Annotated in this window: 21 protein-coding genes; 5 read left to right on the top strand and 16 right to left on the bottom strand. The window is 46.7% G+C overall.

The window, feature by feature from the left end; all coding sequences use genetic code 11:
• Positions 1–76 precede the first annotated feature (76 nt).
• From gldG to Q369_RS0114655, 3 genes are all read right to left on the bottom strand, one after another.
• Positions 77–1,735, bottom strand: coding sequence for a gliding motility-associated ABC transporter substrate-binding protein GldG (gene gldG / locus Q369_RS0114665; protein ID WP_031528552.1), 1,659 nt, complete (start codon positions 1,733–1,735; stop codon positions 77–79).
• Between the two features lie 106 nt (positions 1,736–1,841).
• On the bottom strand, positions 1,842–2,849 hold the full coding sequence (locus Q369_RS0114660) for a phytanoyl-CoA dioxygenase family protein (RefSeq protein ID WP_031528551.1): 1,008 nt from the start codon (positions 2,847–2,849) through the stop codon (positions 1,842–1,844).
• Positions 2,850–2,933: 84 nt separating this feature from the next.
• Entirely contained in the window at positions 2,934–3,827 is an 894-nt protein-coding gene (locus tag Q369_RS0114655; protein ID WP_031528550.1) for a 3-keto-disaccharide hydrolase, read from the bottom strand.
• A gap of 153 nt (positions 3,828–3,980) precedes the next feature.
• On the opposite strand from Q369_RS0114655, the gene Q369_RS29025 reads away from it, so the two are divergent.
• Both Q369_RS29025 and Q369_RS0114645 read left to right on the top strand, forming a co-directional pair.
• The gene (locus Q369_RS29025; protein WP_157488177.1) at positions 3,981–4,157 is read left to right on the top strand and encodes a hypothetical protein; all 177 of its coding nucleotides are present in this window, start codon (positions 3,981–3,983) and stop codon (positions 4,155–4,157) included.
• Complete coding sequence (locus Q369_RS0114645) at positions 4,154–4,372, top strand: hypothetical protein (protein WP_031528549.1); 219 nt, start codon at positions 4,154–4,156, stop codon at positions 4,370–4,372. Before Q369_RS29025 ends, Q369_RS0114645 begins: the two co-directional genes overlap by 4 nt.
• A 1-nt stretch (position 4,373) precedes the next feature.
• On the opposite strand, the gene rnr is transcribed toward Q369_RS0114645, so the two are convergent.
• From rnr to lipB, 4 genes are read right to left on the bottom strand one after another with little or no spacing between them, the layout of a single operon-like run.
• Positions 4,374–6,764, bottom strand: a complete 2,391-nt coding sequence (gene rnr / locus Q369_RS0114640; RefSeq protein ID WP_031528548.1) for a ribonuclease R — start codon at positions 6,762–6,764, stop codon at positions 4,374–4,376.
• A gap of 51 nt (positions 6,765–6,815) precedes the next feature.
• Positions 6,816–7,550, bottom strand: coding sequence for a 3'-5' exonuclease (locus Q369_RS0114635; protein ID WP_031528547.1), 735 nt, complete (start codon positions 7,548–7,550; stop codon positions 6,816–6,818).
• Between the two features lie 36 nt (positions 7,551–7,586).
• Positions 7,587–8,000, bottom strand: coding sequence for a hypothetical protein (locus tag Q369_RS0114630; protein ID WP_031528546.1), 414 nt, complete (start codon positions 7,998–8,000; stop codon positions 7,587–7,589).
• Positions 8,000–8,725 (bottom strand): lipoyl(octanoyl) transferase LipB, encoded by a 726-nt coding sequence (gene lipB, locus Q369_RS0114625; RefSeq protein WP_031528545.1) that lies wholly within the window; start codon positions 8,723–8,725, stop codon positions 8,000–8,002. The genes Q369_RS0114630 and lipB overlap by 1 nt, the downstream gene beginning before the upstream one ends.
• 109 nt (positions 8,726–8,834) lie before the next feature.
• Between lipB and Q369_RS0114620 the strand changes: the two genes are divergently transcribed.
• The 3 genes from Q369_RS0114620 to Q369_RS0114610 all read left to right on the top strand — a co-directional run bounded on the left by Q369_RS0114620 (position 8,835) and on the right by Q369_RS0114610 (position 13,055).
• A complete protein-coding gene (locus tag Q369_RS0114620; RefSeq protein ID WP_031528544.1) occupies positions 8,835–9,194 on the top strand; it encodes a YraN family protein in 360 nt (119 codons plus the stop codon).
• An 82-nt stretch (positions 9,195–9,276) separates the two neighbouring features.
• Positions 9,277–10,146 (top strand): sugar phosphate isomerase/epimerase family protein, encoded by an 870-nt coding sequence (locus tag Q369_RS0114615; protein WP_031528543.1) that lies wholly within the window; start codon positions 9,277–9,279, stop codon positions 10,144–10,146.
• A gap of 2 nt (positions 10,147–10,148) precedes the next feature.
• Positions 10,149–13,055, top strand: a complete 2,907-nt coding sequence (locus tag Q369_RS0114610) for a PVC-type heme-binding CxxCH protein (RefSeq protein ID WP_031528542.1) — start codon at positions 10,149–10,151, stop codon at positions 13,053–13,055.
• 9 nt (positions 13,056–13,064) lie between these two features.
• On the opposite strand, the gene Q369_RS0114605 is transcribed toward Q369_RS0114610, so the two are convergent.
• From Q369_RS0114605 to Q369_RS0114565, 9 genes are all read right to left on the bottom strand, one after another.
• Positions 13,065–14,186, bottom strand: coding sequence for a DmpA family aminopeptidase (locus Q369_RS0114605; protein ID WP_031528541.1), 1,122 nt, complete (start codon positions 14,184–14,186; stop codon positions 13,065–13,067).
• A gap of 84 nt (positions 14,187–14,270) precedes the next feature.
• Positions 14,271–15,194 (bottom strand): DUF4249 domain-containing protein, encoded by a 924-nt coding sequence (locus Q369_RS0114600; protein ID WP_031528540.1) that lies wholly within the window; start codon positions 15,192–15,194, stop codon positions 14,271–14,273.
• A gap of 15 nt (positions 15,195–15,209) precedes the next feature.
• On the bottom strand, positions 15,210–17,576 hold the full coding sequence (locus tag Q369_RS0114595) for a TonB-dependent receptor (RefSeq protein WP_031528539.1): 2,367 nt from the start codon (positions 17,574–17,576) through the stop codon (positions 15,210–15,212).
• A gap of 228 nt (positions 17,577–17,804) precedes the next feature.
• Entirely contained in the window at positions 17,805–18,293 is a 489-nt protein-coding gene (gene folK, locus Q369_RS0114590; RefSeq protein WP_031528538.1) for a 2-amino-4-hydroxy-6-hydroxymethyldihydropteridine diphosphokinase, read from the bottom strand.
• An 87-nt stretch (positions 18,294–18,380) separates the two neighbouring features.
• Entirely contained in the window at positions 18,381–18,620 is a 240-nt protein-coding gene (rpmB, locus tag Q369_RS0114585; protein ID WP_031528537.1) for a 50S ribosomal protein L28, read from the bottom strand.
• Positions 18,621–18,711: 91 nt separating this feature from the next.
• Positions 18,712–19,398, bottom strand: coding sequence for a response regulator transcription factor (locus Q369_RS0114580; RefSeq protein ID WP_031528536.1), 687 nt, complete (start codon positions 19,396–19,398; stop codon positions 18,712–18,714).
• The gene (locus Q369_RS0114575) at positions 19,395–20,648 is read right to left on the bottom strand and encodes a sensor histidine kinase (RefSeq protein WP_031528535.1); all 1,254 of its coding nucleotides are present in this window, start codon (positions 20,646–20,648) and stop codon (positions 19,395–19,397) included. The genes Q369_RS0114580 and Q369_RS0114575 overlap by 4 nt, the downstream gene beginning before the upstream one ends.
• A gap of 110 nt (positions 20,649–20,758) precedes the next feature.
• Positions 20,759–21,604: an N-acetylglucosamine kinase gene (locus Q369_RS0114570; protein WP_031528534.1), complete on the bottom strand. Its 846-nt coding sequence runs from the start codon at positions 21,602–21,604 to the stop codon at positions 20,759–20,761.
• Between the two features lie 9 nt (positions 21,605–21,613).
• Positions 21,614–21,850: a cytochrome b5 domain-containing protein gene (locus tag Q369_RS0114565; RefSeq protein WP_031528533.1), complete on the bottom strand. Its 237-nt coding sequence runs from the start codon at positions 21,848–21,850 to the stop codon at positions 21,614–21,616.
• Between the last annotated feature and the right edge of the window lie 53 nt (positions 21,851–21,903).

Below are 21,903 nucleotides of genomic sequence, written 5' to 3'. Positions count from 1 at the left end.
ATATGATCGGCGGTGGCCAGGAAATCATTTTGTAGGGAACAAAAATATAAAAAATTGCCGACGAACTACCTTTATATCAGGCGAATTTTCGGGCTCGAAGATAGTATCGTAGCGCGCCAAAAATCCCGATAACCACAATGGGCAGCAACAGGTTGATACCCTGCCAGAACTTCCTTTTTTCCTGAATTTGAATCTTATCCAATGCACGGATATCAATTTCTTTGTTGCGCGCACTGATCAGCCCGTTGGCATCTGTGAGGTAATCCAGCGCATTCATCACAAAGTCTTTATTTCCAAACGTTTGCTTCGTTACCTTGTCGTAACCCAGCGGAAACGGAGCATTTCTTTTGTAATCAAAATCGTTGACGATCACGTCGCCGTCTGCACAAATAATCACTCTTCCACCGTTTCCATCAGCCTTGAATTTGGCAGCCCGCGGGTCGCCTGGCAAAATGCGATTTTGAAAAAGGGAGCTAAATGACCCTTCCAACAGCACTGCGGCCAGCTTTTCGCCACCGCGGTACTCCGCTGGATCCGGATCCTTGCGCGCTTCATTATATCCGACTAATGCAGGTGTGTTGAGCACCTGCGTGTACGTCGATGTCAGTAACAAAGGAAATTTCCGGACCGACGATGCGCCGCCTACGGTATCAATGCTGCTGAGAAACCGTGCGTAAATCGCATTCAAATTGCGTGTTATGGTATGTTTGCCAAAATTGTTGATCAGTGGATAAAACCGCCAGGGCACTGGCCTGATTTCCGGAGCATCACCGCGGTTACCTACATTCAGGAGGATCTCCGCGCATTTCAGGTCTTTGACCAGATTTGTATTAACTCGCGCGCCCCATTTGAAAAACAGGTCATTTAAGTTGAGATCGAGCGGCTGGGCATAATTCCCGTCCAGACTCACGCTATCTACTTTGGCCCCATCTACGAAAAACATCACACTACCTCCCGAAACCACGTACTGATCGAGCTTGTATTTTTCATCATCCGAAAACGCGCTGTCAGGTTTCATCACGATCAATGCATCCAACCCTTCATAGGATTCCGGATTGTTCATGTCGAGATACAGATCGTAATTCTGCTGAATTGTGGCAATCAGATCACTCAGTCTGGCCGGTGATATCTTGGTATGACTCACAACCAATCCTACCTTTTTCCGCTCAGGATTAGCCAGAAGACGAATTGCGGATGCCAACTCGAATTCTACGCCTTCGTAAGATTGATTCAGCTGCTCCTCAGGCGAGCTTGTTTTGTTTCCTTTCAGCAGCTGCACCGGGACCGACAAGGTATCTGCCTGAACAATGGCGCCGGGAAAGATGATCTTCTCTGTACGCTTTCCGTCCTCGTTAGCAAAAACATTGGTGGGTGTCAAGCCTCTGTCAACCAAGCTGATAAACTGCTTTTGTCGCTGTTCCTCACTCGTAGCCTCGGTAGGGTCAGAATAATTGACGCTTAAATGTCCATTGGAGTAGGTCTTGAATTCTTCCAGCGTTTCCCGGGTTGCACTTTCCAGCCGCTCAAATCCCGCAGGAAAATCGCCGGAGAGGTACACATTTACAATAATATCCTTTTCAAGGCTGCCCAGCAGATTTTTTGTAGCTTCGGAAATGCTGTACCGCTTATCTTCGGTTAGATCCAGTCTGACGAAAAAAAGCGAACCAAGCCAATTAATTCCAGCCAGAGCAACAATCAGCAGAATTATCCGGAGAATTGAACTTTTGGGGAGCATAAAAATGCTTCGGGGTTAAAAACGAAAAATGGACATTAGTATGAATCAACCTACTAACGTCCATTCTCTGCAAAAATATAAAAAACCGAAAATGAAATGGTTTTAATTACTTGAGTATATCCTCGGATTGGGGGAATACGGGATTGTTATAAATGTGAACGCCGTTGAAAGTCTGCTTAACTGGTTGCTGAGTGGTAAAATTCCTGTGATAGGGTAATGCTTGTTCAGTAGAGTAGTGGCAGACAAAAGATTTTCTGGTTTGTTCCGGATTGGAGATTATCGAACCGCCGTGAGCCAATGCAGCATGCCAGATCAGCACGTCGCCTTTTTTGATCAGCAGTGTTTCTTTTGGATACTGAAGTTCGGTACAGGTTTTGTCCAGGTAATCCGCAAATTCAAGCGGTGTTTTAGTGGAATCTCTTTTAAACAAAATACCTGATCCAAAATCGAACTTCGGCATTTTGTGTGATCCGATGTAATAATATAATGGACCAGAATCGATTTTGATATCTTCCAATGCAATCCAGGCTGCTGCCAAATGGCTGGGGATCTTGGCCGTAACCCAGGGGAAATCCTGGTGGGTGGGTTGCTGGCTGCCGTACATAAATATCAGGCTCTGCATAACCACCACCTGCTGATTGAAAATCGCTTCCAGAAAGGCAACAATGGAAGGATGTGTCATCAGTTTCTTCCCTGCAACGGATGAATTATGGAAGTCATTGATCTTAACGTATTTGCCTAGCAAAGCTTCTTTCGGGAAATCTTTGATATTACGTTCCTGATTAGGTTTGAACTCGTCACGATCAATGCGGACAGATAGATCATACTTATCCGGGTTTTGCACAAGCTCCTGAAAATCGCCCCAAAACTTGTCAATCATTGATTCCGGGATAACGTTTTCGAGTACAGCATAGCCATTTTTCTCCCATGCTGCGAGCTTTTCAGCCATATTATAAGGTACCTCGAAACGCGGCGGATTCTTCTTGAGGAACTCCGCGATGTCGGCGCCGGGCTTGTCAATCCACGGAAGTGTGGATTCGTCGAATTTTCTAAGTGGGAAATATTGATCTTTCAGCGTTTCGGCCTTACGCAAGACCCGGTCAACAATGCTCATACTGAGATAGGTTTGAGAAGATGATATTATCAAATATAATTAAATCCACTTATCGCCAGATACCAGTCGAACAAGTGAAAAGGACTATTTATTAAACGTACAGGACTTCTCATCCGGCTCCACGTAGTACGACTTAAAATTGGTCGCTTTCGGGTTCATACATCCTTTCAGGTTTAGCAGCTCAATGTTCCTGAAATCGATCGGGTGGCTTTCGGCTTGCAAGGCAATGTACCCGCTGCCCAGCTTCGTGCCATCTTTTTTGAGCCAGTCGGATGCGTTGCCTACTTTTCCGTCTTTAAAGGTGTGGTTCTTGCCCACATAGCCGCCACCTACCCGTGGGTTTGTGAAAACCAATACTGTGTCGCCTTCTATCAAATGGTACACGATAGAATCGCCGAGCACAATTGCCTCAGCGGTAACCCATTGGTCGCCATTGTAGGTTTTAGAAGAAGAGTTAATGCAATGCGCTTCGTCGAGTTTTCCATTAATGTCTACGATTGTTCCCGGTGTACAAAGGTTTCCGGTGGTACGCTCGCCGGCATTAAGTCCGCCCAGATACTGCATTTCCAGTGATATCGGAAAGTCCTGGTCGAGCCCGAGGCTGGCAGCGGATTGTGAATGCAGCATAATACCGCTGTTCCTCACATTCCACGAAGCGCCGCCCGGCACCTGATTTCCGGTAAAACGATATTGCAGGCGGATTTTATAATGCGAAAAAGGCTTGTTGTAATACATGTGCCCGTACTCGGTAGTGAACTTATCGTACTCCTTGTAATTGACACGGATCATGTTATCCTCGACGATAAAGGTGTTTTTGTAATTATCGTTGACTTTATGTCCGGCAATCTTAATGTCCCAACCAGTGAGATCCTTCCCATTAAACAGCGGCTGCCAGTCTTCTTTCGAAGCGGGCTTTTGAGCGAGTAACGCGGAGAAGATAAAAGTATTTAAAATGAGGAAAATGAGTGTTTTGCGCATAAGGTGTTTTTCTAAACAAATGCAAAGAAAGCTCTCGCTTGATTCTAACCTATTTGGTTGCTCATTGAGTACTGCCTTCTGCTAACTAAAATGAAATGAGCATTTTTTCAACCATACATTTATGGTGAGTTATTCAAATGTGCATTCTTATAAATGAATCAGGAAGAAAGAAGTGTTCTTGAAGAAGAGCTTATTTATCTGAAAAATATTCTGGATTTTTATGTAAAATTCAGTTCGCGCGTTCTAAGTATGGATGCACCACAGATTGAAGCGCACATTGACGATATACTGGATAGACTGAATGAAATTGAAAACCGGCTGAAATCATGATGCACATACCAACAATCCCACTTAGCTTGATCTCTTACTTTGAGGAATTTTCTGCATTAAAGACCGAAGAGGAAAGAGAAATGTTCTGGAAGAAAATAAATGAAAAAAGTGCTTCCAAAGAAGCACTTAAAGATCAACTGATCAAAGATTTACAATCATTATCAATGCAGGCAGGCTTGCTTGAAGAAAAAGTAAGGGCATTCCTGCCAGCCTGACTTACCTCCTCCGTTTCTTCGCCCTGCCGGGATCAACGCTGGTGGAGCCTTTATTGCCTTTGTTACCTCTTGAAGAACGTGGCGGGCGGGTTTCGCCCCGGCTTGACCGGCCGCCGCGCTGGCCGCGGTCACTGCCTCCCCGATCACGACTTGGCGACGGAATAGTACCTGCAAGGTAAAGGTCCATGCTCCTCCTCGCCAGGTTCGTATCCTTCACCTTTACTTTTACCTTATCCCCAAAAGCATAGATCTTGTTGGTACGCTGACCGACAATGCGGTAATTCTCCTTGTCCAGCTCGTAAAAATCATCACCCAGGTCGGTCATTCTGATCAGGCCTTCGGAAGCTGTCTCTGTTATTTCGACGAAAATCCCGAACTCTGTTACGCCGGTAATGATACCGTCAAACTCCTGGTCGGGATCCATCGAGCTCATGTATTCCACCTGCTTGTATTTGATGGAAGCGCGTTCAGCCTCAGCAGCCAGTCTCTCGCGCTCGGAAGAATGTTTGGAAGCCTCTTCATAAGCTTCCTTATCCACGTTACCACCGCCATTCAGGTAATGCTGCAGCAACCTGTGCGCCATTACATCTGGGTACCGGCGAATAGGTGACGTAAAATGCGAATAACGTGTGAATGCAAGACCAAAGTGACCGTCGTCCTCGGTACTATACCTCGCTTTGGCCATTGTGCGTACCGCCAGCGATTCAATCAGGTTCTGCTCAGGCCGGCCTTCCACTTTGGCCAGCATGGCGTTCATTGATTTGGCAATCTTATTTTCTTCCTCCACATTCAGCTTGTAGCCGAGCTTGGCCACGAAAGTGCCAAATGTTTTCAGCCGCTCCACATCAGGCGCCTCGTGTATCCGGTACACCATCGTATTCTTCTCCTCGCCTTTTGAAATTGAGTACACATACTCGGCCACGCGCTTGTTGGCCAGCAGCATGAATTCTTCGATCAGCTTATTGGAGTCGTGGCGTTCTTTCTTATAAATACCCAAAGGCTTTCCATTCTCATCCAGTCTGAACCTTACTTCCGTCGTTTCGAAGTTGATAGCTCCTTTTTTGAAGCGCTCTGTCCGGAAAATCTTAGCGAGATTATTCAAAGTACTGAGCTCCTTCGGAAAATCACCTTCTCCTGAATCAAGTACTGCCTGCGCTTCTTCGTAGCTATATCTTTTATCAGAATGGATCACAGTTCTTCCAAACCACTCTTTCAGCACTTTTCCTTTTGGATTTATTTCAAAAACCGCTGAAAATGCAAGTTTATCCTCGTGAGGTCTGAGGGAACAAAGGTTATTGGAGAGCTTTTCAGGAAGCATCGGTACGGTCCTGTCTACCAGGTACACAGAAGTAGCGCGCCTGTAAGCCTCTTTTTCAAGCTCTGTGTTTGGCAAAACATAATGGGAAACATCAGCAATGTGAACACCCACCTCCACAACATCATCTTCCAGGTACCTGACAGACAATGCATCATCAAAATCCTTGGCATCGACGGGGTCAATGGTAAATGTGAGCCAATCGCGGATATCTCTTCTGTTAGCAATTTCTTTTTCCGAAATCGTGTCGGAAATCTTGTTCGCCTCCGCTTCCACTATTTCCGGAAATTGATAAGGTAAACCGAACTCCGCCAGGATTGCGTGCATTTCTACATCGTTGTCACCAGCTTTACCCAGTACCTGTACCAGCTCACCCTCAGCCTGGCTTCTGCGCGTCGGCCATTCTTTCACTTTCACGATGACCTTATCCCCGTCTTTGGCATCTTTCGTCTCGCCAGGTTCGATGAAGATAGGATCAAAAAGCTTTTTATTATCCGGCTGAACAACTGCAAATCGCTGGTTTATTTCAATGATACCTACGATTTCAGCATTGTTACGCTTCACAATGTCTGTGACGCGCCCTTCAACACGACCTTCCAGGCGGCCTTTGCCCGAATCGCCTCTGCCTGAGTTCCGGCTGTTTTTGCTTAAAGGTTGAACAGAAACGGTATCACCGTCCCACGCACCATTCAGCAGCTCTGATTCTACATAAATATCATCCTCGCGGCCTTCCACAATCACGAATGCGAAAGACTTGTTAACCCGATCTACGCGTCCGGTCAGCCCTTTGCTTGCTGCCGGTTTGTTGGGGCCGGCCGTGTAGGTACCATCTTTATGATAAACCAGCGTTCCTGCTTGTTCAAGCTCGTGCAGGATTTCATTAAACAGTACCCTGACTTTTTTATCCTGAACTCCAAAATGATCATGAACGTCAAACGGGCGAAATGCCTGATCGTTGTTCAGATCGAAAAATGCGGCAATATCCGCTTTCAAATTATCTATATAGGAAACAATATGATGAGGAGCTTTTGGCTCCTTTTTCTCTCTTGTCCTGTCCTTTGTCTTTTTTTCTTTCATTTATTCTTTAAATTAAATAGCCGGCTGCCGCTGTGGCCGCCTGGCAGAGCCTCATTCGACTCTCGTAATGTTCTCTTCCCGAACGGCTTGAAAACAATGTAATCTGAGGTACAGTTGCGCAAGTACCACTACGTCCTCTCTGCAATATCGCGAAATTTTGGCCAGATCGCCTTCTTCATAATATACCTTCGTCACCTGATCGCCGCTCATTTCGTTTTTGCTGCCCGGAACATTGAACACCGCCGCTAGCAGATCGAGTGAAGTGTAGCTTTTATAGTCACCGAACTTCCACAGGTCCATGGTATCCTGGTGCAGAATTTCCCAGGGTTTTTTGCCTGATATCTGTAAAGCCCTGGGGATTTCAATGCAATGGATCAGCATTCTGCGGCAGAGAAACGGGAAATCAAATTCCTTGCCATTGTGTGCACAAAGTACCAGCTGGTCTGCGGGATATTTCTCAATCAGCGCCTTAAACTGCCGGAGCAATACAGCTTCATCGTCGCCTGAAAAGCTGCTGACCTTAAATGCAAGCTCTTCATTTTCATTGAAATAAAATGCGCCGAAGGCAATGCAAACTATTTTACCAAACTCAGCATAAATGGCGCCCCGATCATAGAAGCAATCCGCATTGGTAATGGATTCGTCGCCACGTTTCAGACCTACCGCTTTTTTATCCCAAAGCTTCTGCATCCGGTCGGGTAGCGCGTCGTAAGATGCGTGTGATGAAACAGTTTCAATATCAAGAAGGAGGAAGTTCTTGATACGTTTCTTGAATTCTTCTGTCATTATCGTGTGTGTTAAAAGGTGGAATTATCGCCCGCCTCATTCATGCAATACCCCTTGTAAGCCAAGCGGTTCTATATTTGTAAGGTTGGCATCTATAATGCTGTCGGGCACGAATATAAACTTTTTATCGTAGATCTGATTTCCAATGAAGTAGCTGACCCAGAATTCGTTATTGAGGTGAAACACATCGGGCATGATCGGTTCTACCACTGCGTGCTCCGACGGCGCAATTTCAGGAAAGAAGTGCCGTAACGTCGATGTTTTCTGGTCTGAGTTGGTCCCTGACTCGCTGTTACTGTATCCCTTTGAGGTTACGAACACATTCGTAATCGGCTGTTCGTTCCTGTTGATCACAATAACGTTCCATTCTTCCTGCTGCAATTCATTCAAGCTTTTAACAATTGCAACCTGTATGCCCTTTACCGGGTGAAATATAATATCCTTCTTCATTATGATGCTTCCTGTAACTCCATTTGAAACAATGCAGCCAAATGGTTCTTCAATTTATTCGAAACTTCGTTTAAGTCAAGCTCGCGTCCGAGCTCTTGTGACATCGAGGTCACCGCCTTATCTTCAATGCCGCAGGGAATAATATTTCCAAAATACGCAAGATCTGTGTTCACATTCAATGCGAATCCATGCATGGTTACCCAGCGGCTGGCTTTCACGCCCAATGCACATATTTTTCGAGGATTGATCTGTTCTTCAAAATCAAGCCAGACGCCGGTTAATCCTTTAATCCTGCCGGCAGCTAATCCATAATCTGCCAATGTTAAAATGATCGCCTCTTCCAGGGTACGCATATATAAATGGATATCCGTGAAGAAGTTGTCCAGGTCCAGAATAGGATATCCTACCAGCTGGCCCGGCCCGTGATAAGTAATGTCGCCTCCACGGTTAATGCGGTAATATTTGGCTTGTTTTTCGACCAGACCTTCTTCCGGCAACAGCAAATGCTCAGGCCTGCCGCTTTTTCCCAGCGTATATACATGCGGGTGCTGGCAGAAAAACAGAAAATTAGGCGTCAATACCTTCTCAGCATCGCTTAACGACCGATTTTGAGTTTTAATCGCCAAAGTTTCCGCAAATACTTTTTCCTGAAAATCCCAGGCTTCCTGGTAGTCGATCAGCCCAAGGTCTTTAAAGCCGACTACTTTATTAATGAGGGTATCCATTACTTCCATTTTAACAGCCGCAGGTGTGACCAATTCTGAAATTCTGCGTCATAATACAACTAGTATAACCTATTTCACAACGTAAATGTTCTGAAAATCACATTAAACAATGGCAACACACAACGACACAGGTTTTTGGGGAGAAGCAAAAGCAGCGGCTTTCCTGAGCGCAAAAGGCTTTGAGATCGTTGAAAAAAACTATCGCAACCGGCACCAGGAAATTGATCTCATCGTGCAAAAAGACAAGATGCTCATTTTTGTTGAGGTCAAAACCCGGTCTGGGACCGGCTTTGGAATGCCCGAAGAATTCGTAAATCCTGCGAAGGCGCGTCTAGTCTTGCGCGCTGCCGAAAATTACATTTTTGAAAAAGACTGGCATTTCGATGTCCGGTTTGATATCGTTTCGGTGCTGATCCTCCCGAATGGAGAAACTCAGATCCACCATATCGAAGACGCATTTTACAAGTAGTAGGCTGACTATCTGACAAGTAGAATCCATTTGCAGGTACATTTTGAAGGTAAAAGAAGGTATTCCTAAATCTTGCGAGACCATGTTTGAAGATTTGAACCTCAGCCGCCGGGAGCTATTCCGGAAATCGGCGCTTATGTGCCTGGCAGCCGGCTCCGATTGGCGCATACCTGCCGCACCCCGGTTTCAGCTCGGCGCGTGCGACTGGTCAGTTGGGAAAGCATTGAACCCGGAGGCATTTGAAAGGGCAAAACAGATCGGCTTGCAAGGAATACAGGTAAGTTATAATACCTCCAAAGACCAGGCCGGACTTTCTGTTCCCGCCACTTTGCAGTCCATTCAGGAAGCTTCCCAGCGCACGGGGATCAAAGTTTCCAGCCTGGCGATCGGAGAATTGAACCGGGTACCTTACAAATCGGAGCCGCGCACCGAGGAGTGGGTTTGGAACAGTGTGGAAGCCGCGAAAAAACTTCATGTAAAGGTGATATTGCTGGCATTCTTCTCGGAAGGTGATTTGCGCAACGATGAAAAAGGCAAAAAGGCGGTAATCGAAAGATTAAAGAAAGTAGCGCCCCACGCAGAAAAGCAGGGAATTGTACTCGGGATTGAATCGTACCTCAGCGCGCAGGAGCATCTGGATATCATCAATGCAGTAGGCTCGCCAGCAGTTAAAGTGTACTACGATTTCCGGAATGCAGCTGACGCAGGCCAAGATATCTACAAAGAAATCCCGATGCTGGGCAAAGAAATAATCTGCGAAATCCACATGAAAGAGAATGGGCAGCGTCTCGGGGAAGGTTCGCTTGACTGGACAAAGATCGCAGCTGCACTGAACGAAATCGGTTACACCGGCTGGATGCAGATTGAAGGCGCGACTCCGCCAGGTGCAGACCTGGTAACCTGTTACCAGCACAATAGAAAATATCTCGAAAGCTTGTTTTCATTTAAGTAATTATGAATGCGATATCTCTCTTTCCGCAGCGTGGTTTACTGTTGTTTTTCAGTGCGTTGTTGTTCTTTTTTGTTGGTTTGAATAAAAGTGAAAATCAACTGAACAAGCCTGAGAAATCGGGCTCTGTTCCTTTCCAGCCAGCGGATACCTCCAAACTGTACGTGCCAGACGATCTGGAAGCGACGCTTTGGGCAGAAGCACCGATGTTTTACAATCCTACCAACATGGATATCGATGCAAAAGGCAGGATCTGGATTACAGAAGCAGTCAATTACCGCGATTTCAATACGAAACCCGCAGAGCGGCTGAGCCACAGGCAAAAGGGGGACAGGGTGATGATTTTGGAAGATAAGGACGGAGACGGGAAAGCGGAGACTTCAAAAGTATTCGTGGAAGATACATTGCTCACCTCGCCGCTGGGCATTGCAGTAATTGGAAATAAAACAATTGTATCCTGCGCCCCAAACCTGATCATTTACACAGACTCGGATGGAGATGACAAGCCGGATAGCCGTGAGGTGCTGCTCACTGGATTCGGCGGTTTTGACCATGATCATTCCCTGCATTCGCTGGTAGCCGGGCCTGATGGCAGGTATTATTTCAATACGGGAAATGCAGGTCCACATAATGTCAAAGATAAAAGCGGCTGGACTTTGCGTAGCGGAAGTCTTTACACCGGAGGAACTCCTTATAACGAGTCAAACCAGGGCAACCAGAAGTCTGACGACGGCCGTATTTGGGTAGGAGGGTTAGCATTGCGCATTAATCCGGACGGAACGGGCTTGAAGGTTTTGGGCCATAATTTCAGGAACAGCTTTGAAGTTTGTCTGGATAGCTACGGTAATATGTGGCAAAATGACAATGACGATCAGGTAATTACATGCCGTGTTTCGTTTTTGCAGGAAAATGGAAATGCGGGTTACTTCTCGGCGGACGGGACACGTTACTGGCAAGCAGACCGTCGGCCGGGACAGGATATTTTTACCACCCACTGGCATCAGGAAGATCCGGGGGTAATGCCGGCTGGTGACAACACCGGCGCAGGTTCACCGACCGGTATCGTTTTCTACGAGGGCGACGCGCTCGGCAAAGATTATCGCGGAACATTACTGAGCTGCGAAGCCGGCCGCAATCTCATTTTTGCTTATAGACCAGAACAAACCGGTGCGGGTTTCAAGCTTACCAGACGTGATCTGATCAGCTCTTTTCCCCAAGCAAGTGAGCGGTACGAATGGTATGAAACAGACCAGGATACCCGAAAATGGTTCCGCCCATCGGATATAACAGTCGGTCCCGACGGCGCGCTTTACATTGCAGACTGGTATGATCCGGTGGTAGGAGGACATGCGATGAAAGACAAAGCCGGATACGGACGCATTTACCGCATTACACCAAAAGGAAAGATGTTAACCACACCAAAAATTGACCTTAAAACAACACCCGGCCTCATTGAAGCATTAAAAAGCCCGGCCGTAAATGTGCGGCTGCTGGGATTTGAAGGTCTGAAAGCAAAGGGGGAAGCGGGTATAGAGGAAGTAAAGCAATTGCTGACCGCCGAAAACCCATTCCACCAAGCGCGGGCAATCTGGCTGTTGTCTCAGCTGGGTGAAAAGGGGGTCGCAGAAGTGGATAAGCTCACCATGTCTGACAATGCGGCGCACAGGCTTACTGCCTTCCGGGCGTTACGTTCCATTGGGAAGTCTGACGGTTTTTTGGAACAAATGTCGAATGATCCTGACGCGGCTGTGCGCAGGGAAGTGGCGATTGCATTGCGGGATTTAAGTTATGATCAGGCTTTTAAGCCGATATTCAACCTTATACAAAAATATGATGGTAAAGATCCCTGGATGCTCGAAGCAATAGGGACGGCTGCGGACGGGAAAGAAAACAAGGTTTATAATATTGTCAAAGAATCATATAAAGCGTCGCCTGAGTATTGGTCCTCGCAGCATGCGAACCTAAGCTGGCGGTTGCACCCTTTAAATGCGATCAATGACCTGAAAATCAGAGCTGGTTCTTCAAAAGTGTCACAAACCGAACGGAAAAAAGCATTAACTGCACTTGGCTTTATTAACGACAAAAAATCTGCGGAGGCAATGGTTGCTCTGGCAAAATCGACCTTGCCAGATGTAGCCTCACAAGCTTCGTGGTGGCTGAACTTTCGAAAAACAAACGACTGGGCTGATCTGCTGAACTGGGCAGAGTCAGCTGCACAGCAAGTAACGCCTGCTTACCGGCAAATGCTCCAAAAGAAAAAGATCGTAAGTGACAAAACGCAAACACTGGCGGAAAGAATAGAAGCTGCGAAGTTGATGGCGGCGAGTGCAGACGGCGGGAATATTTTGATTGATATGCGCGTACAAGGTCAATTGCAGGATACGATTGCAAAATCCGTCAGCGAGATTATTTTCAAAAACCCCGACGCAAGCGTGCGTGTAGTGGCCAGCCAGTTTTTCCCAAGAAACGGAAAAGTGCTGAAAACAGACTTTATAGCCAGAATGAAGCCTGACCCGGTGCAGGGAAAGAAGGTGTTTGAAACCTATTGTACTGCCTGCCACAAACATAGCCAGAATGGAGCCGATATTGGTCCTGACCTGACTCTGGTACATAAAAAGTTCGACAAGGGCGGCTTACTGGATGCCATTATCAATCCTTCTGCCAGCATAGTTTTCGGATATGAGAGCTACACCATCGTGACAAAGAGCGGCGAAACGCATTTCGGCTTTCTAATGAGCGACGGTGCCAATGTAGTACTTAAAGATGCCGCCGGAAAGCAGCACTCGATCAAAGCAAGCCAAATCAAAACGCGTGAAAAAATGCCGAATTCACTGATGCCGGAGCCGGTTACATTGGGATTGAAGGAACAAGACCTGGCTGATTTGACCGGGTATCTGCTTAGTTTTAAATAGCAGAGCAGGTTATTCTTTCAAGCGACCGTATTTCCGCATGATTTCGAGCAACTTCTCTTTCGGGAGCTCTTCCACTTTGTGTCCCTGAGTCCCCTCGGAAGTCCTGGCCATCAAAAGTGAATTGATAATCGCTTCTTCGGTTGACTCGATAGCTGCCAGAAACAAGGGTGATATATAATCGTTGCTTAGAAAAGTGGCAGCTGCAGTGGGCTCAGGCGCGTCGTGCAGCACTTTATTGGCAGTAGAAAATGCGATTACATAATCACCGCTCCCATTGGACGCAATGCCGCCGGTTTGTGCCATTCCCATTATTACCCGCTTAGCCAGTCTTTTCAAATTCCGGGAGTCAAGTGGCGCATCGGTCGCCAGGATCATCATACAGGAACCGTCAGATGATTTGTCCAGAGTTTCCTTGAATGCGTATTTGCCCAGTTCCTCACCAACAGGGACACCATTTACCTGCAATACCCCGCCAAAGTTGGTTTGTGCCAACACGCCGACAGTGTACCCGCCCAGCTTTTGAGTCAATTTGCGCGAGGCAGTTCCGATCCCGCCTTTCCAGTTGAAACAAACAGTGCCGGTACCTGCACCTACATTTCCTTCTTGCACGAGACCATTTTCAGCTTGTGCCAACGCATTCAGTACGTGCTCCTTACGAACATGTCGGCCACGTATATCATTTAAAAAACCGTCATTTGTTTCACCTACTACCGGGTTTACCGACCTTACATTCTCATTGCCTTTTTGCCCCAAGGTCCAATCAATAATGGCGTCAGCAGCTGTGGGTACGCTCAAAGTATTGGTCAGTACGATTGGCGACTCCATTGTACCCAGCTCCTCCACCTGCGAAAAGCCGGTCATTTTACCAAAACCATTGCCGATATACATTGCAGCCTGTACTTTTTGCTGAAACAAATTGCCCTCGTGCGGAATGATAGCAGTGACCCCGGTGCGAATGTCAGCTCCCTCAATAAGTGTAACCTGGCCCACTTTCACACCGGCAACATCTGTGATCGCATTCATGGCGCCTGTGGGAAGTACACCAATTTTGATGCCCAGCTCACGGGCTCTTTTTTGTGCAAAGGATAACGCCGGCAGCATCACCAGCAGGAGGAGGAGTGACTTTTTCATAGCTTTTTACAAAAATGAAATATACTAAAAAACCGCTGGCGAATGTGCTTGCCAGCGGTTTTTGATCAGAACGGAACAGATTTGCTATTTGTCGTCCGGACGTGCTTTTTCCGGAATAATGGTAGTTTCCATCCTGCTTACTGCCGACGCGCCGAAAAAGCCCAGCGCTTTGCTGCCGGAGGCATTTGTATTGATTATGTTGGAACGCACGTTTGCGATCGGAGTGGCGAAAAGCCCACCATTCCCGGCTTGCTCCCGGATTTGTTTCAAAAATTCAAAAGCCTCATTCGTGATACTGTGCAGCTCAACACCCACCTGGTCGCCGGCTGAGTACAGCGAGTCAATGGTAATCGATTGGCGGAGCGGCAAAATGAAGATCAGACCGTCCGAGGGTGCGCCTGCGCCGAATGCTGCATCGTAGGCAATGGAAATATTTACAGCCTTGTCTACCCTTGGCTTGCCTTTCAGTACCGGTTTGATCCAATAGGTATCACCCTCGCCAACGAAATCGCGGGCATAGAACTCGGCTACATATCCCTCCCTCGGTCCTTTATCAGGCTCAAAAGGCAGCTTTTCCTTGGTGTAAACAATAGAATCTACTGGCGGGACCCGTTTCAGCTCCGTGGTAGATGTGAAAGTCTCAGTACCTTGCTTGATAGTCAATGTATAAGTGCGCCCGATGTGGCCCAGCGTGTCGCCGGTTTTTTGCCAGACATAATTTCCATTGCCAGCTACATCTTTAAACTCATATATCACTCCCTGATCATCTTTTACACTTACTTCTGCGTCGAGCACGGGCTTGGCCGGTGTATTGTCGAAGTAGCTTGCCGACCAGGTCAGCTTGATTGTTTGCGGGCCTACCTCGTTGGTGAGCCACCCCTCGACGACCAGCTGAGGCGGTCCGCTTTGCGTTTCCAGGTCGATCACATCTTCACATCCGGTGAGAAAAACACCCAGGAATGCGATCAATGCACTAAATTTTATAATGGATATCTTAAAATATTTCATGTTTCAATGGCCGGTTTAAAATTTGAAATTGTAGGTAATCGCAGGGATAAAGCTACCTATTACTGCATAGCGCACAGCTTCCGTTTTCAGCGGAGTATCTTCATTCGCCCGGGTATAAACCGAGAATGGATTACGGCGGTTGTATACATTATAAACAGAAAGAACCCATTCACCTTCGCCGGTCTTAAAGAGCTTTCGCTTTGCTTTCAAAGTTGCTGCTAGGTCGAGCCGGTGATATGCGGGAATGCGGTTGTTGTTTCTTGCATTGTCATAGTTGTTACCCACCGGCCAGCCATTGAATTCCCAGCGATTGGTCGGGAAAGTGGCAGGTGTTCCTGATGTAACCGTGAAGTTGGCGGAGAGCGACAGGCGCTTGCTCATTTCGTAAATAGCGACAGAAGTGAAGTTATGTGGCTTGTCAAAGCGGGCAGGGAACCAGTTATTGTTGTTAATGCTTTCTACCTGCCTTTCTGTGCGGGACAATGTATAGCTGATCCAGCCGGTCAGTTTTCCCTTATTTTTCTTCAGATAGAACTCAGCACCGTAGGCGCGGCCTTTACCGAAAAGCAAATCTCCTGCAACAAATTGGTTAAGCAACAGATCTGATGCTGGAACGTAGTCGATCTGGTTGTACAGCTTTTTGTAATAAACCTCCACTGAGGCTTCATACATATTATCCTTTAAGTTCTGAAACCAGCCCAATGCAACCTGATCAGCTTTTTCCGGCTGGATAATGGGCGAGCTCAAAGTCCAGACGTCCAGCGGCGATGCTGCTGCGGTATTGGAAAGTAAATGCAGGTACTGCGCCGTGCGGTTGTAGCTGGCTTTGATAGATGCATTGGAACTTACCCCGATATTCAATGACGCCCGAGGCTCCCAGTTTCCATAACTTTTGATTACATCACCTCTTTTGTACTGCGTTCCGGGGAAAATAGGGGTCTTGCGTTTGCCGACCTCATCGGTATAATAATCATATTCAGTACCGGGCCCCAGGCTGCGGAAGTAAGAGTACCGGATACCATACTGCAATGAAATGCGGTCAGATAACTTCTGCTCGTTTCCGATATAGAGTGCGGATTCGTCCGCGTATTTTGGGTCAAGACTAATATCGGTCTCTTCTCCTTCCGACACTGCGACTGCGCGGCCCGGGCGGGTATCATAATAAATGTATTGCCCGCCGAAAGTAAGCTGGTTATTCGGTGTGAGGTAAAAGGTGAAATCTGGTTTCAAGCTGGTACTGATGATCTTTGATTTCCAGTCAAACCTGTCTTTTGCTTTCGGATCATTTACATTCTGCCCGAGCGAATAATCGTAATTGCTGTAATAGCCCGTCAAATTCATGAAGAGCTTATTAGAGAAAATGTGGTTCCAGCGACCGGTGGCAGTTGCATTTCCCCAGCCAAAACCAAAATCGCCGCCGCCGAAAACGTCTTTACCAAAATAACCCGAAGCATAAAAAGTATCCTTGTCGCCAAGCTGGTAGTTGACTTTCGCCGTCAGATCGTAAAAGTAAAATTTAGAATCGCGCAGGTCAGAATTCAGGAATGGCTTTGCGAGGATATCAATGTAAGACCTCCGGCCGGCAACAATGAAGGATCCTTTTCCTTTGGCAAAAGGCTGCTCGTAGGTAAGTCGCGAGAAAATGGTACCGATCCCGCCATTCACCTCGCGTTTTTTTGAATTACCTTCTTTCATCCTCACATCCAGAATAGACGATATCCTTCCACCGTACTGCGCCGGAATCCCGCCTTTGATCAGTTTCACATCTTTCACAGCATCAGGATTGAAGACCGAGAAAAATCCGAAAAGGTGGGAGGAGTTATAAACAGGTGCTTCGTCAAGCAAAACAAGGTTTTGGGAAACATCCCCGCCACGTACATTGAAACCCGACGCGCCCTCACCGACTGTGGTAACACCAGGCAGCAGCTGAATGCTGCGGATCAGATCTACTTCACCAAGTAATGCAGGCATTTTGCGAATGGTTTTCATTTCCACCTTATTCACCGACATTTCTATACTGCGAACGTTTTCGTCTTCCCGCTGCGTGGAAACGGTCACTTCCTGCAATTGATTGCTCTCGTCTTCCATTTCAATGCTGATCGTCTTATCAGCATCCAGAGTCACTTCCCTGGTTACTTTTTGATAGCCAATGTAGCTGAAAACAAGCGTGTAAGCTCCATCGGGCAGGGTAATGGAGTAAAAACCGTAGGGATTGGTCACCACGCCGGTGGAAGCTTCCCGTACGTAAACGGAAACGCCTATCAGCCCTTCTCCATTAGCCTGGTCTTTGACATACCCGCTTACCGTGTGCCGGCTCTGAGCAGATACATGCAGGCAAGTGCCGATCAGCATTAATAACAGGTAGAATGTTTTGTTTTTCATGGACGTGATTTTCGTTCGGATATTGAATTTTTTCTATTCAAAAGATTGACAACTCAAAAGCAGAATCCCCTTTACTAAAAAGGATAAATGTTGTATTCATTGAGCTTACCGGCAACAAAACAAGGTTTAAAGGCGGTATGTTGATAGAAAAAAGTGATGAACTGACTAAAAAATGGAGTCAATGGTCAATGCAGGAAAACCAAAGCACATTCTTTTGATATAATTATTTCAAGAATATCTTGATGCTTGACTTGGGTCGGTACATTCTCCGAGTAACTGGCTAACCGGCTTTTTTAATTTCGGGTCCAAAAAATCGGCTGCTATCTCTGAGAGTGGGACTAATGTAAACCTACGTTCTTTAATGCGGGGATGTGGCAAAGTGAGTGTGGTGTTTTCAAGGATTGTGTCGCCGTAGTACAGCATATCAATATCGATCAGCCGCGCGCCCCACCTTACTTTCCGGACACGACCGAGTTCCTGCTCGATCTGCAGTAAATGAGTGAGAAGCAGCTCTGGTTCCTCAGCGGATCTCACTTCAATGACCTGATTCAGGAATGCAGGCTGATCGGTGATTCCCCAAGGCTCGGTTTCGTAAATAGAGGATTCGGAAATGATCGGCGCGATTTCCGCGATCATTTCTCTGGCCTGCTTCAAGATAGCGGCACGGTCGCCCAGATTAGAGCCTAGTAACAGGAATATCTTTCCGGAGCCGGTCATGCAGACAATTTAATGTATTAAGGTAAGTGCACGAAAAAAGGACTTCCCGATAAAAAGAAGTCCTTTAAAAATAAATTCGTAAAATCCTTAGAACGTAAGTGTTCCTTTGTCGTATGCTTTCTGTATAGTTGCTTCGATACCGTTTTTATTGATGGTACGAAGAGCTGATGTTGCTACTTTCAACGTAACCCACTCTCCTGATGAAGGAAGGAAGAAACGTTTCTTCTGCAAATTCGGGAAGAATTTGCGCTTTGTTTTATTGTTAGCGTGAGAAACGTTATTTCCAACGCGAGTTCTTTTACCTGTAATTTGACAAACCTTAGCCATAACCTTGCAATTTTTCCAAATGAGGGTGCAAAGATGTGTAATTAATTTATTCTGAACAAATGTGAGTGATAGAAATTTTTTAAAAATCATATTACCAACGCATTCTGAACCCAACTCCGTGGACATTGTCAATGCGGATTTCCGGGTCAGCAGACAGGTATTTTCTCAATCTTGATATAAAAACATCGAGGCTTCGCCCCATGAAATAATCATCGTCTCCCCAGATCGCCTTCAAAAGTTCGTCCCGGCGGATTACCTGGTCCGGGCGCTCGGCCAGGTACTTCAAAACCTCTGCTTCCCGGAATGTAAGATTTTGACTAGCTCCGTTCAGGTTCAATGTAAGCTTTTGAAAATCAAATGCGTATTGTCCAACCTTGCTGGAATTCGACTTTACAGGCGCAGGTTGTTCCGATTTGCTGCGGCGTAAAAAAACGTCGATCCGCAGCTTCAATTCCTCGATACTGAAAGGTTTGGTAACATAATCGTCGGCGCCGAGCCGCAAACCTTTGATCTTGTCTTCCTGCAATGAGCGGGCCGAGAGGAAAAGAATGGGAACCTGGCTGTCAGCAGCCCTGATTTTTTCGGCCAGCGTAAAACCGTCCATTTTGGGAAGCATAATATCCAGCACGCAGATATCGAAATGTTCTTTGCCAAAGAAGTCGAGCGCCTCTGCGCCGTCGGAGGCGTGAATCACCTCATAATCATATTCTTCCAGATTGTCTTTGGTCGCGAATGCCAGGTTTGGATCGTCTTCTGCGTACAGGATTCGTTTTTTCATGCGTGTTGTTTCTGGGGAATTGAGATTTTAAACGTGCTTCCCTTGCCTAATGTACTTTCCAGTTCGAGCTTCCAACGGTGCGCCCGCACAATTTGTTTCACATAGCTCAGCCCTATTCCGAAGCCTTTTACATTATGTACATCGCCGTAGGGAATGCGGAAAAACTGGTTGAAAATCTTTTTCTGATACTCCGGCGCAATGCCGATACCTTGGTCGCGGACTTCGATGATCAGACATTTACCTTGATTATAAGTTGCCACATTCACTTCGGGATCATCGTCTGAATATTTCAATGCATTATCAATCAGGTTGTTGATCATGCAACGGAAGTGAAATGGGTCGGTTTCAATCACGTTATTTTCCGTTTGGTCCTGAAACTTCACCTTTCCTTCAAATGGAAGCAGAATGGACTGAATCATTTCGTTTACGTGAACTGTTTCCTTCTGCAAAGTCAGTACGTTACGTTCAGCTTTCGCCATTGAAAGGACCATTTCTACCTGTCCCTGCAAACGCAGGATCTCGTCCTGCACGATCTGAACATACCTTTTGTGCCGTTGCGGCTGCGTGATAATATGGTCGGAATTAAGCACATCGGCAGCAATGCGGATTGTTGAAATCGGCGTCTGCAATTCGTGGGTCATGTTATTGACAAAATCGCGCTGCACTTCCGACAGCTGCTTTTGTCTCAAAATCACAAATAATGCATACGCGAAAAGCGAAACTGCCACCAGCACCAGCACCGACGACCAGATGGCGCGGTTGATGCTGCCTGCAAAGTAGGTTTCCTGCTCCGGAAAACGGACCCCGAAATAGTAGGGATACTTATCTGTTTTGATAAAATTGGCAGTTGTGGCAGGAAGTTTCGCATTGGTTTTAGTGCTCAGCGACATGCCATACCGCATTCTGTTGGTGGTACAATCGTAAATGCCCACTTCAAAATCTGCGATGAGATTATGTTTTTGAAAACTATCCTTGATAAAAACTTCCAGCAGGTCCGGCTGCGTGGTGGAATTGGTATTAACGAGAAAATACTCGGGCGAAAGCTGCTCAACCGGGTTGCTGGTTTGCATTACCCCATTGACTTTGGCCAGCTTGGCAGCCACATCCTGTAAAGCAACGTGCGCATTCTGGTTAAACTGCCTGTGCCGGAGATCGAGCGCCTGTTTTACCCAAAAAATCTGCGTGATTACCACGCCTATAATCAGGAGCGCAGAAAAAACGGTGAGTGATTGAATGGTTCGTCTCGACATAGCACAATGATAATAGCAAATTTAAGGCCAATAAAAGGAATTGGCCTTAGCTATAACTTTATAAGCGTACCGGACGTGCGGGTTTAACATTCATTAACGCTTTGACTGCCTCACGAATAGTATAGAACCAGCCCGTCGAGTGGGGTCCTCAGGATGCGCCCGCATTGCAGGCCTTTGGAAGCAAGTACTTCTTGAAGGATTGCCTGATAATAGAATGCAACGGAGCCTGTAAAATGGACGGGGTAATCAGCCGCGTTGGGATGTTTCAGGATGTATTTTTCGGTAAAAAGAGAAAATGCTTCATTTACCAGATGCTGCATGTGGCTGTCTGCGATATGTGCGGAGATAAATTGTGAAAAGCCTGCGAAGAACCGGTTTGGATAAGGTTTTTTGTAAGCATTGTCCAAAACATATAACCTGTTAATTTCCGGGTAAGTAACTGCAAAATCTTCATGCAATGCGGCGGGAAGCTCATTTTGCAGGAATTGCACGACCAGTGTTTTCCCCAGGTAAGAGCCGCTGCCTTCATCTCCGAGCCAAAAACCCAGCGAACCAATGGAATGCACGATTTTCTCACCGTCGTAAAATGCATTATTTGCACCTGTACCCAGGATACAAGCCAATCCGGGTTCCCGCCCGCACAGGCCACGCGCTGCGCCGAGCATATCCGATGCGATTTCAATTTGTGCAGCAGCAGGAATGCAATGCGACAATGCATCTAGAACAGGCCGGCTCGTTTTCTCATCCGCGCAGCCCGCTCCGTAGAAGAAAATGCGGTCAACTTGTGCCGTAAAATTAGGAATAACCTGCTCATTCAGAACAGGAATGATCTGCTCGGCTGTTTGGTAAAATGGATTGATACCGGCAGATTGAAATGCGGCAAGCTGCACACCTTCGCGTGTAATTACCCAGTCGGTTTTGGTGGATCCGCTATCTGCTATTAAATAGGTTTGCATTGGATTTGACTAGTTTTTCGACTGCAGGCGGCCAATTACATTAAAACGCTCGAAAACGCGATCGGTATGCGGCGCGTCACCCAGCTCTTTGGTCAGGTCCTGCCCGGCCCAATGCTCATAATGGTGCCCGTTGCGCCACAGACGGGAGGAGGTTACATCATATATGATCCCTTTGTACGCACACCAGATTTCCTCTCTGTCCTGCCCGTTTCTGAGTGCAAGTTGCGCGTGCGTATATTCTTTCATAAAATATGATTTGACCGTGCAATTTAGCGATCGGAGCCAGTGGGTAAAAATTA

This window comes from Dyadobacter crusticola DSM 16708 (assembly GCF_000701505.1).
Classification (GTDB): domain Bacteria; phylum Bacteroidota; class Bacteroidia; order Cytophagales; family Spirosomataceae; genus Dyadobacter; species Dyadobacter crusticola.
The sequence above is the reverse complement of the archived record's forward strand: the minus strand, read 5'-3'. Positions and strand labels throughout refer to the sequence as shown.

Coding starts and splice junctions, on each gene's coding strand:
- gldG (WP_031528552.1), bottom strand. CDS start 1,735: ATGCTCCCCAAAAGTTCAATTCTCCGGATAATTCTGCTGATTGTTGCT.
- Q369_RS0114660 (WP_031528551.1), bottom strand. CDS start 2,849: ATGAGCATTGTTGACCGGGTCTTGCGTAAGGCCGAAACGCTGAAAGAT.
- Q369_RS0114655 (WP_031528550.1), bottom strand. CDS start 3,827: ATGCGCAAAACACTCATTTTCCTCATTTTAAATACTTTTATCTTCTCC.
- Q369_RS29025 (WP_157488177.1), top strand. CDS start 3,981: ATGAATCAGGAAGAAAGAAGTGTTCTTGAAGAAGAGCTTATTTATCTG.
- Q369_RS0114645 (WP_031528549.1), top strand. CDS start 4,154: ATGATGCACATACCAACAATCCCACTTAGCTTGATCTCTTACTTTGAG.
- rnr (WP_031528548.1), bottom strand. CDS start 6,764: ATGAAAGAAAAAAAGACAAAGGACAGGACAAGAGAGAAAAAGGAGCCA.
- Q369_RS0114635 (WP_031528547.1), bottom strand. CDS start 7,550: ATGACAGAAGAATTCAAGAAACGTATCAAGAACTTCCTCCTTCTTGAT.
- Q369_RS0114630 (WP_031528546.1), bottom strand. CDS start 8,000: ATGAAGAAGGATATTATATTTCACCCGGTAAAGGGCATACAGGTTGCA.
- lipB (WP_031528545.1), bottom strand. CDS start 8,725: ATGGATACCCTCATTAATAAAGTAGTCGGCTTTAAAGACCTTGGGCTG.
- Q369_RS0114620 (WP_031528544.1), top strand. CDS start 8,835: ATGGCAACACACAACGACACAGGTTTTTGGGGAGAAGCAAAAGCAGCG.
- Q369_RS0114615 (WP_031528543.1), top strand. CDS start 9,277: ATGTTTGAAGATTTGAACCTCAGCCGCCGGGAGCTATTCCGGAAATCG.
- Q369_RS0114610 (WP_031528542.1), top strand. CDS start 10,149: ATGAATGCGATATCTCTCTTTCCGCAGCGTGGTTTACTGTTGTTTTTC.
- Q369_RS0114605 (WP_031528541.1), bottom strand. CDS start 14,186: ATGAAAAAGTCACTCCTCCTCCTGCTGGTGATGCTGCCGGCGTTATCC.
- Q369_RS0114600 (WP_031528540.1), bottom strand. CDS start 15,194: ATGAAATATTTTAAGATATCCATTATAAAATTTAGTGCATTGATCGCA.
- Q369_RS0114595 (WP_031528539.1), bottom strand. CDS start 17,576: ATGAAAAACAAAACATTCTACCTGTTATTAATGCTGATCGGCACTTGC.
- folK (WP_031528538.1), bottom strand. CDS start 18,293: ATGACCGGCTCCGGAAAGATATTCCTGTTACTAGGCTCTAATCTGGGC.
- rpmB (WP_031528537.1), bottom strand. CDS start 18,620: ATGGCTAAGGTTTGTCAAATTACAGGTAAAAGAACTCGCGTTGGAAAT.
- Q369_RS0114580 (WP_031528536.1), bottom strand. CDS start 19,398: ATGAAAAAACGAATCCTGTACGCAGAAGACGATCCAAACCTGGCATTC.
- Q369_RS0114575 (WP_031528535.1), bottom strand. CDS start 20,648: ATGTCGAGACGAACCATTCAATCACTCACCGTTTTTTCTGCGCTCCTG.
- Q369_RS0114570 (WP_031528534.1), bottom strand. CDS start 21,604: ATGCAAACCTATTTAATAGCAGATAGCGGATCCACCAAAACCGACTGG.
- Q369_RS0114565 (WP_031528533.1), bottom strand. CDS start 21,850: ATGAAAGAATATACGCACGCGCAACTTGCACTCAGAAACGGGCAGGAC.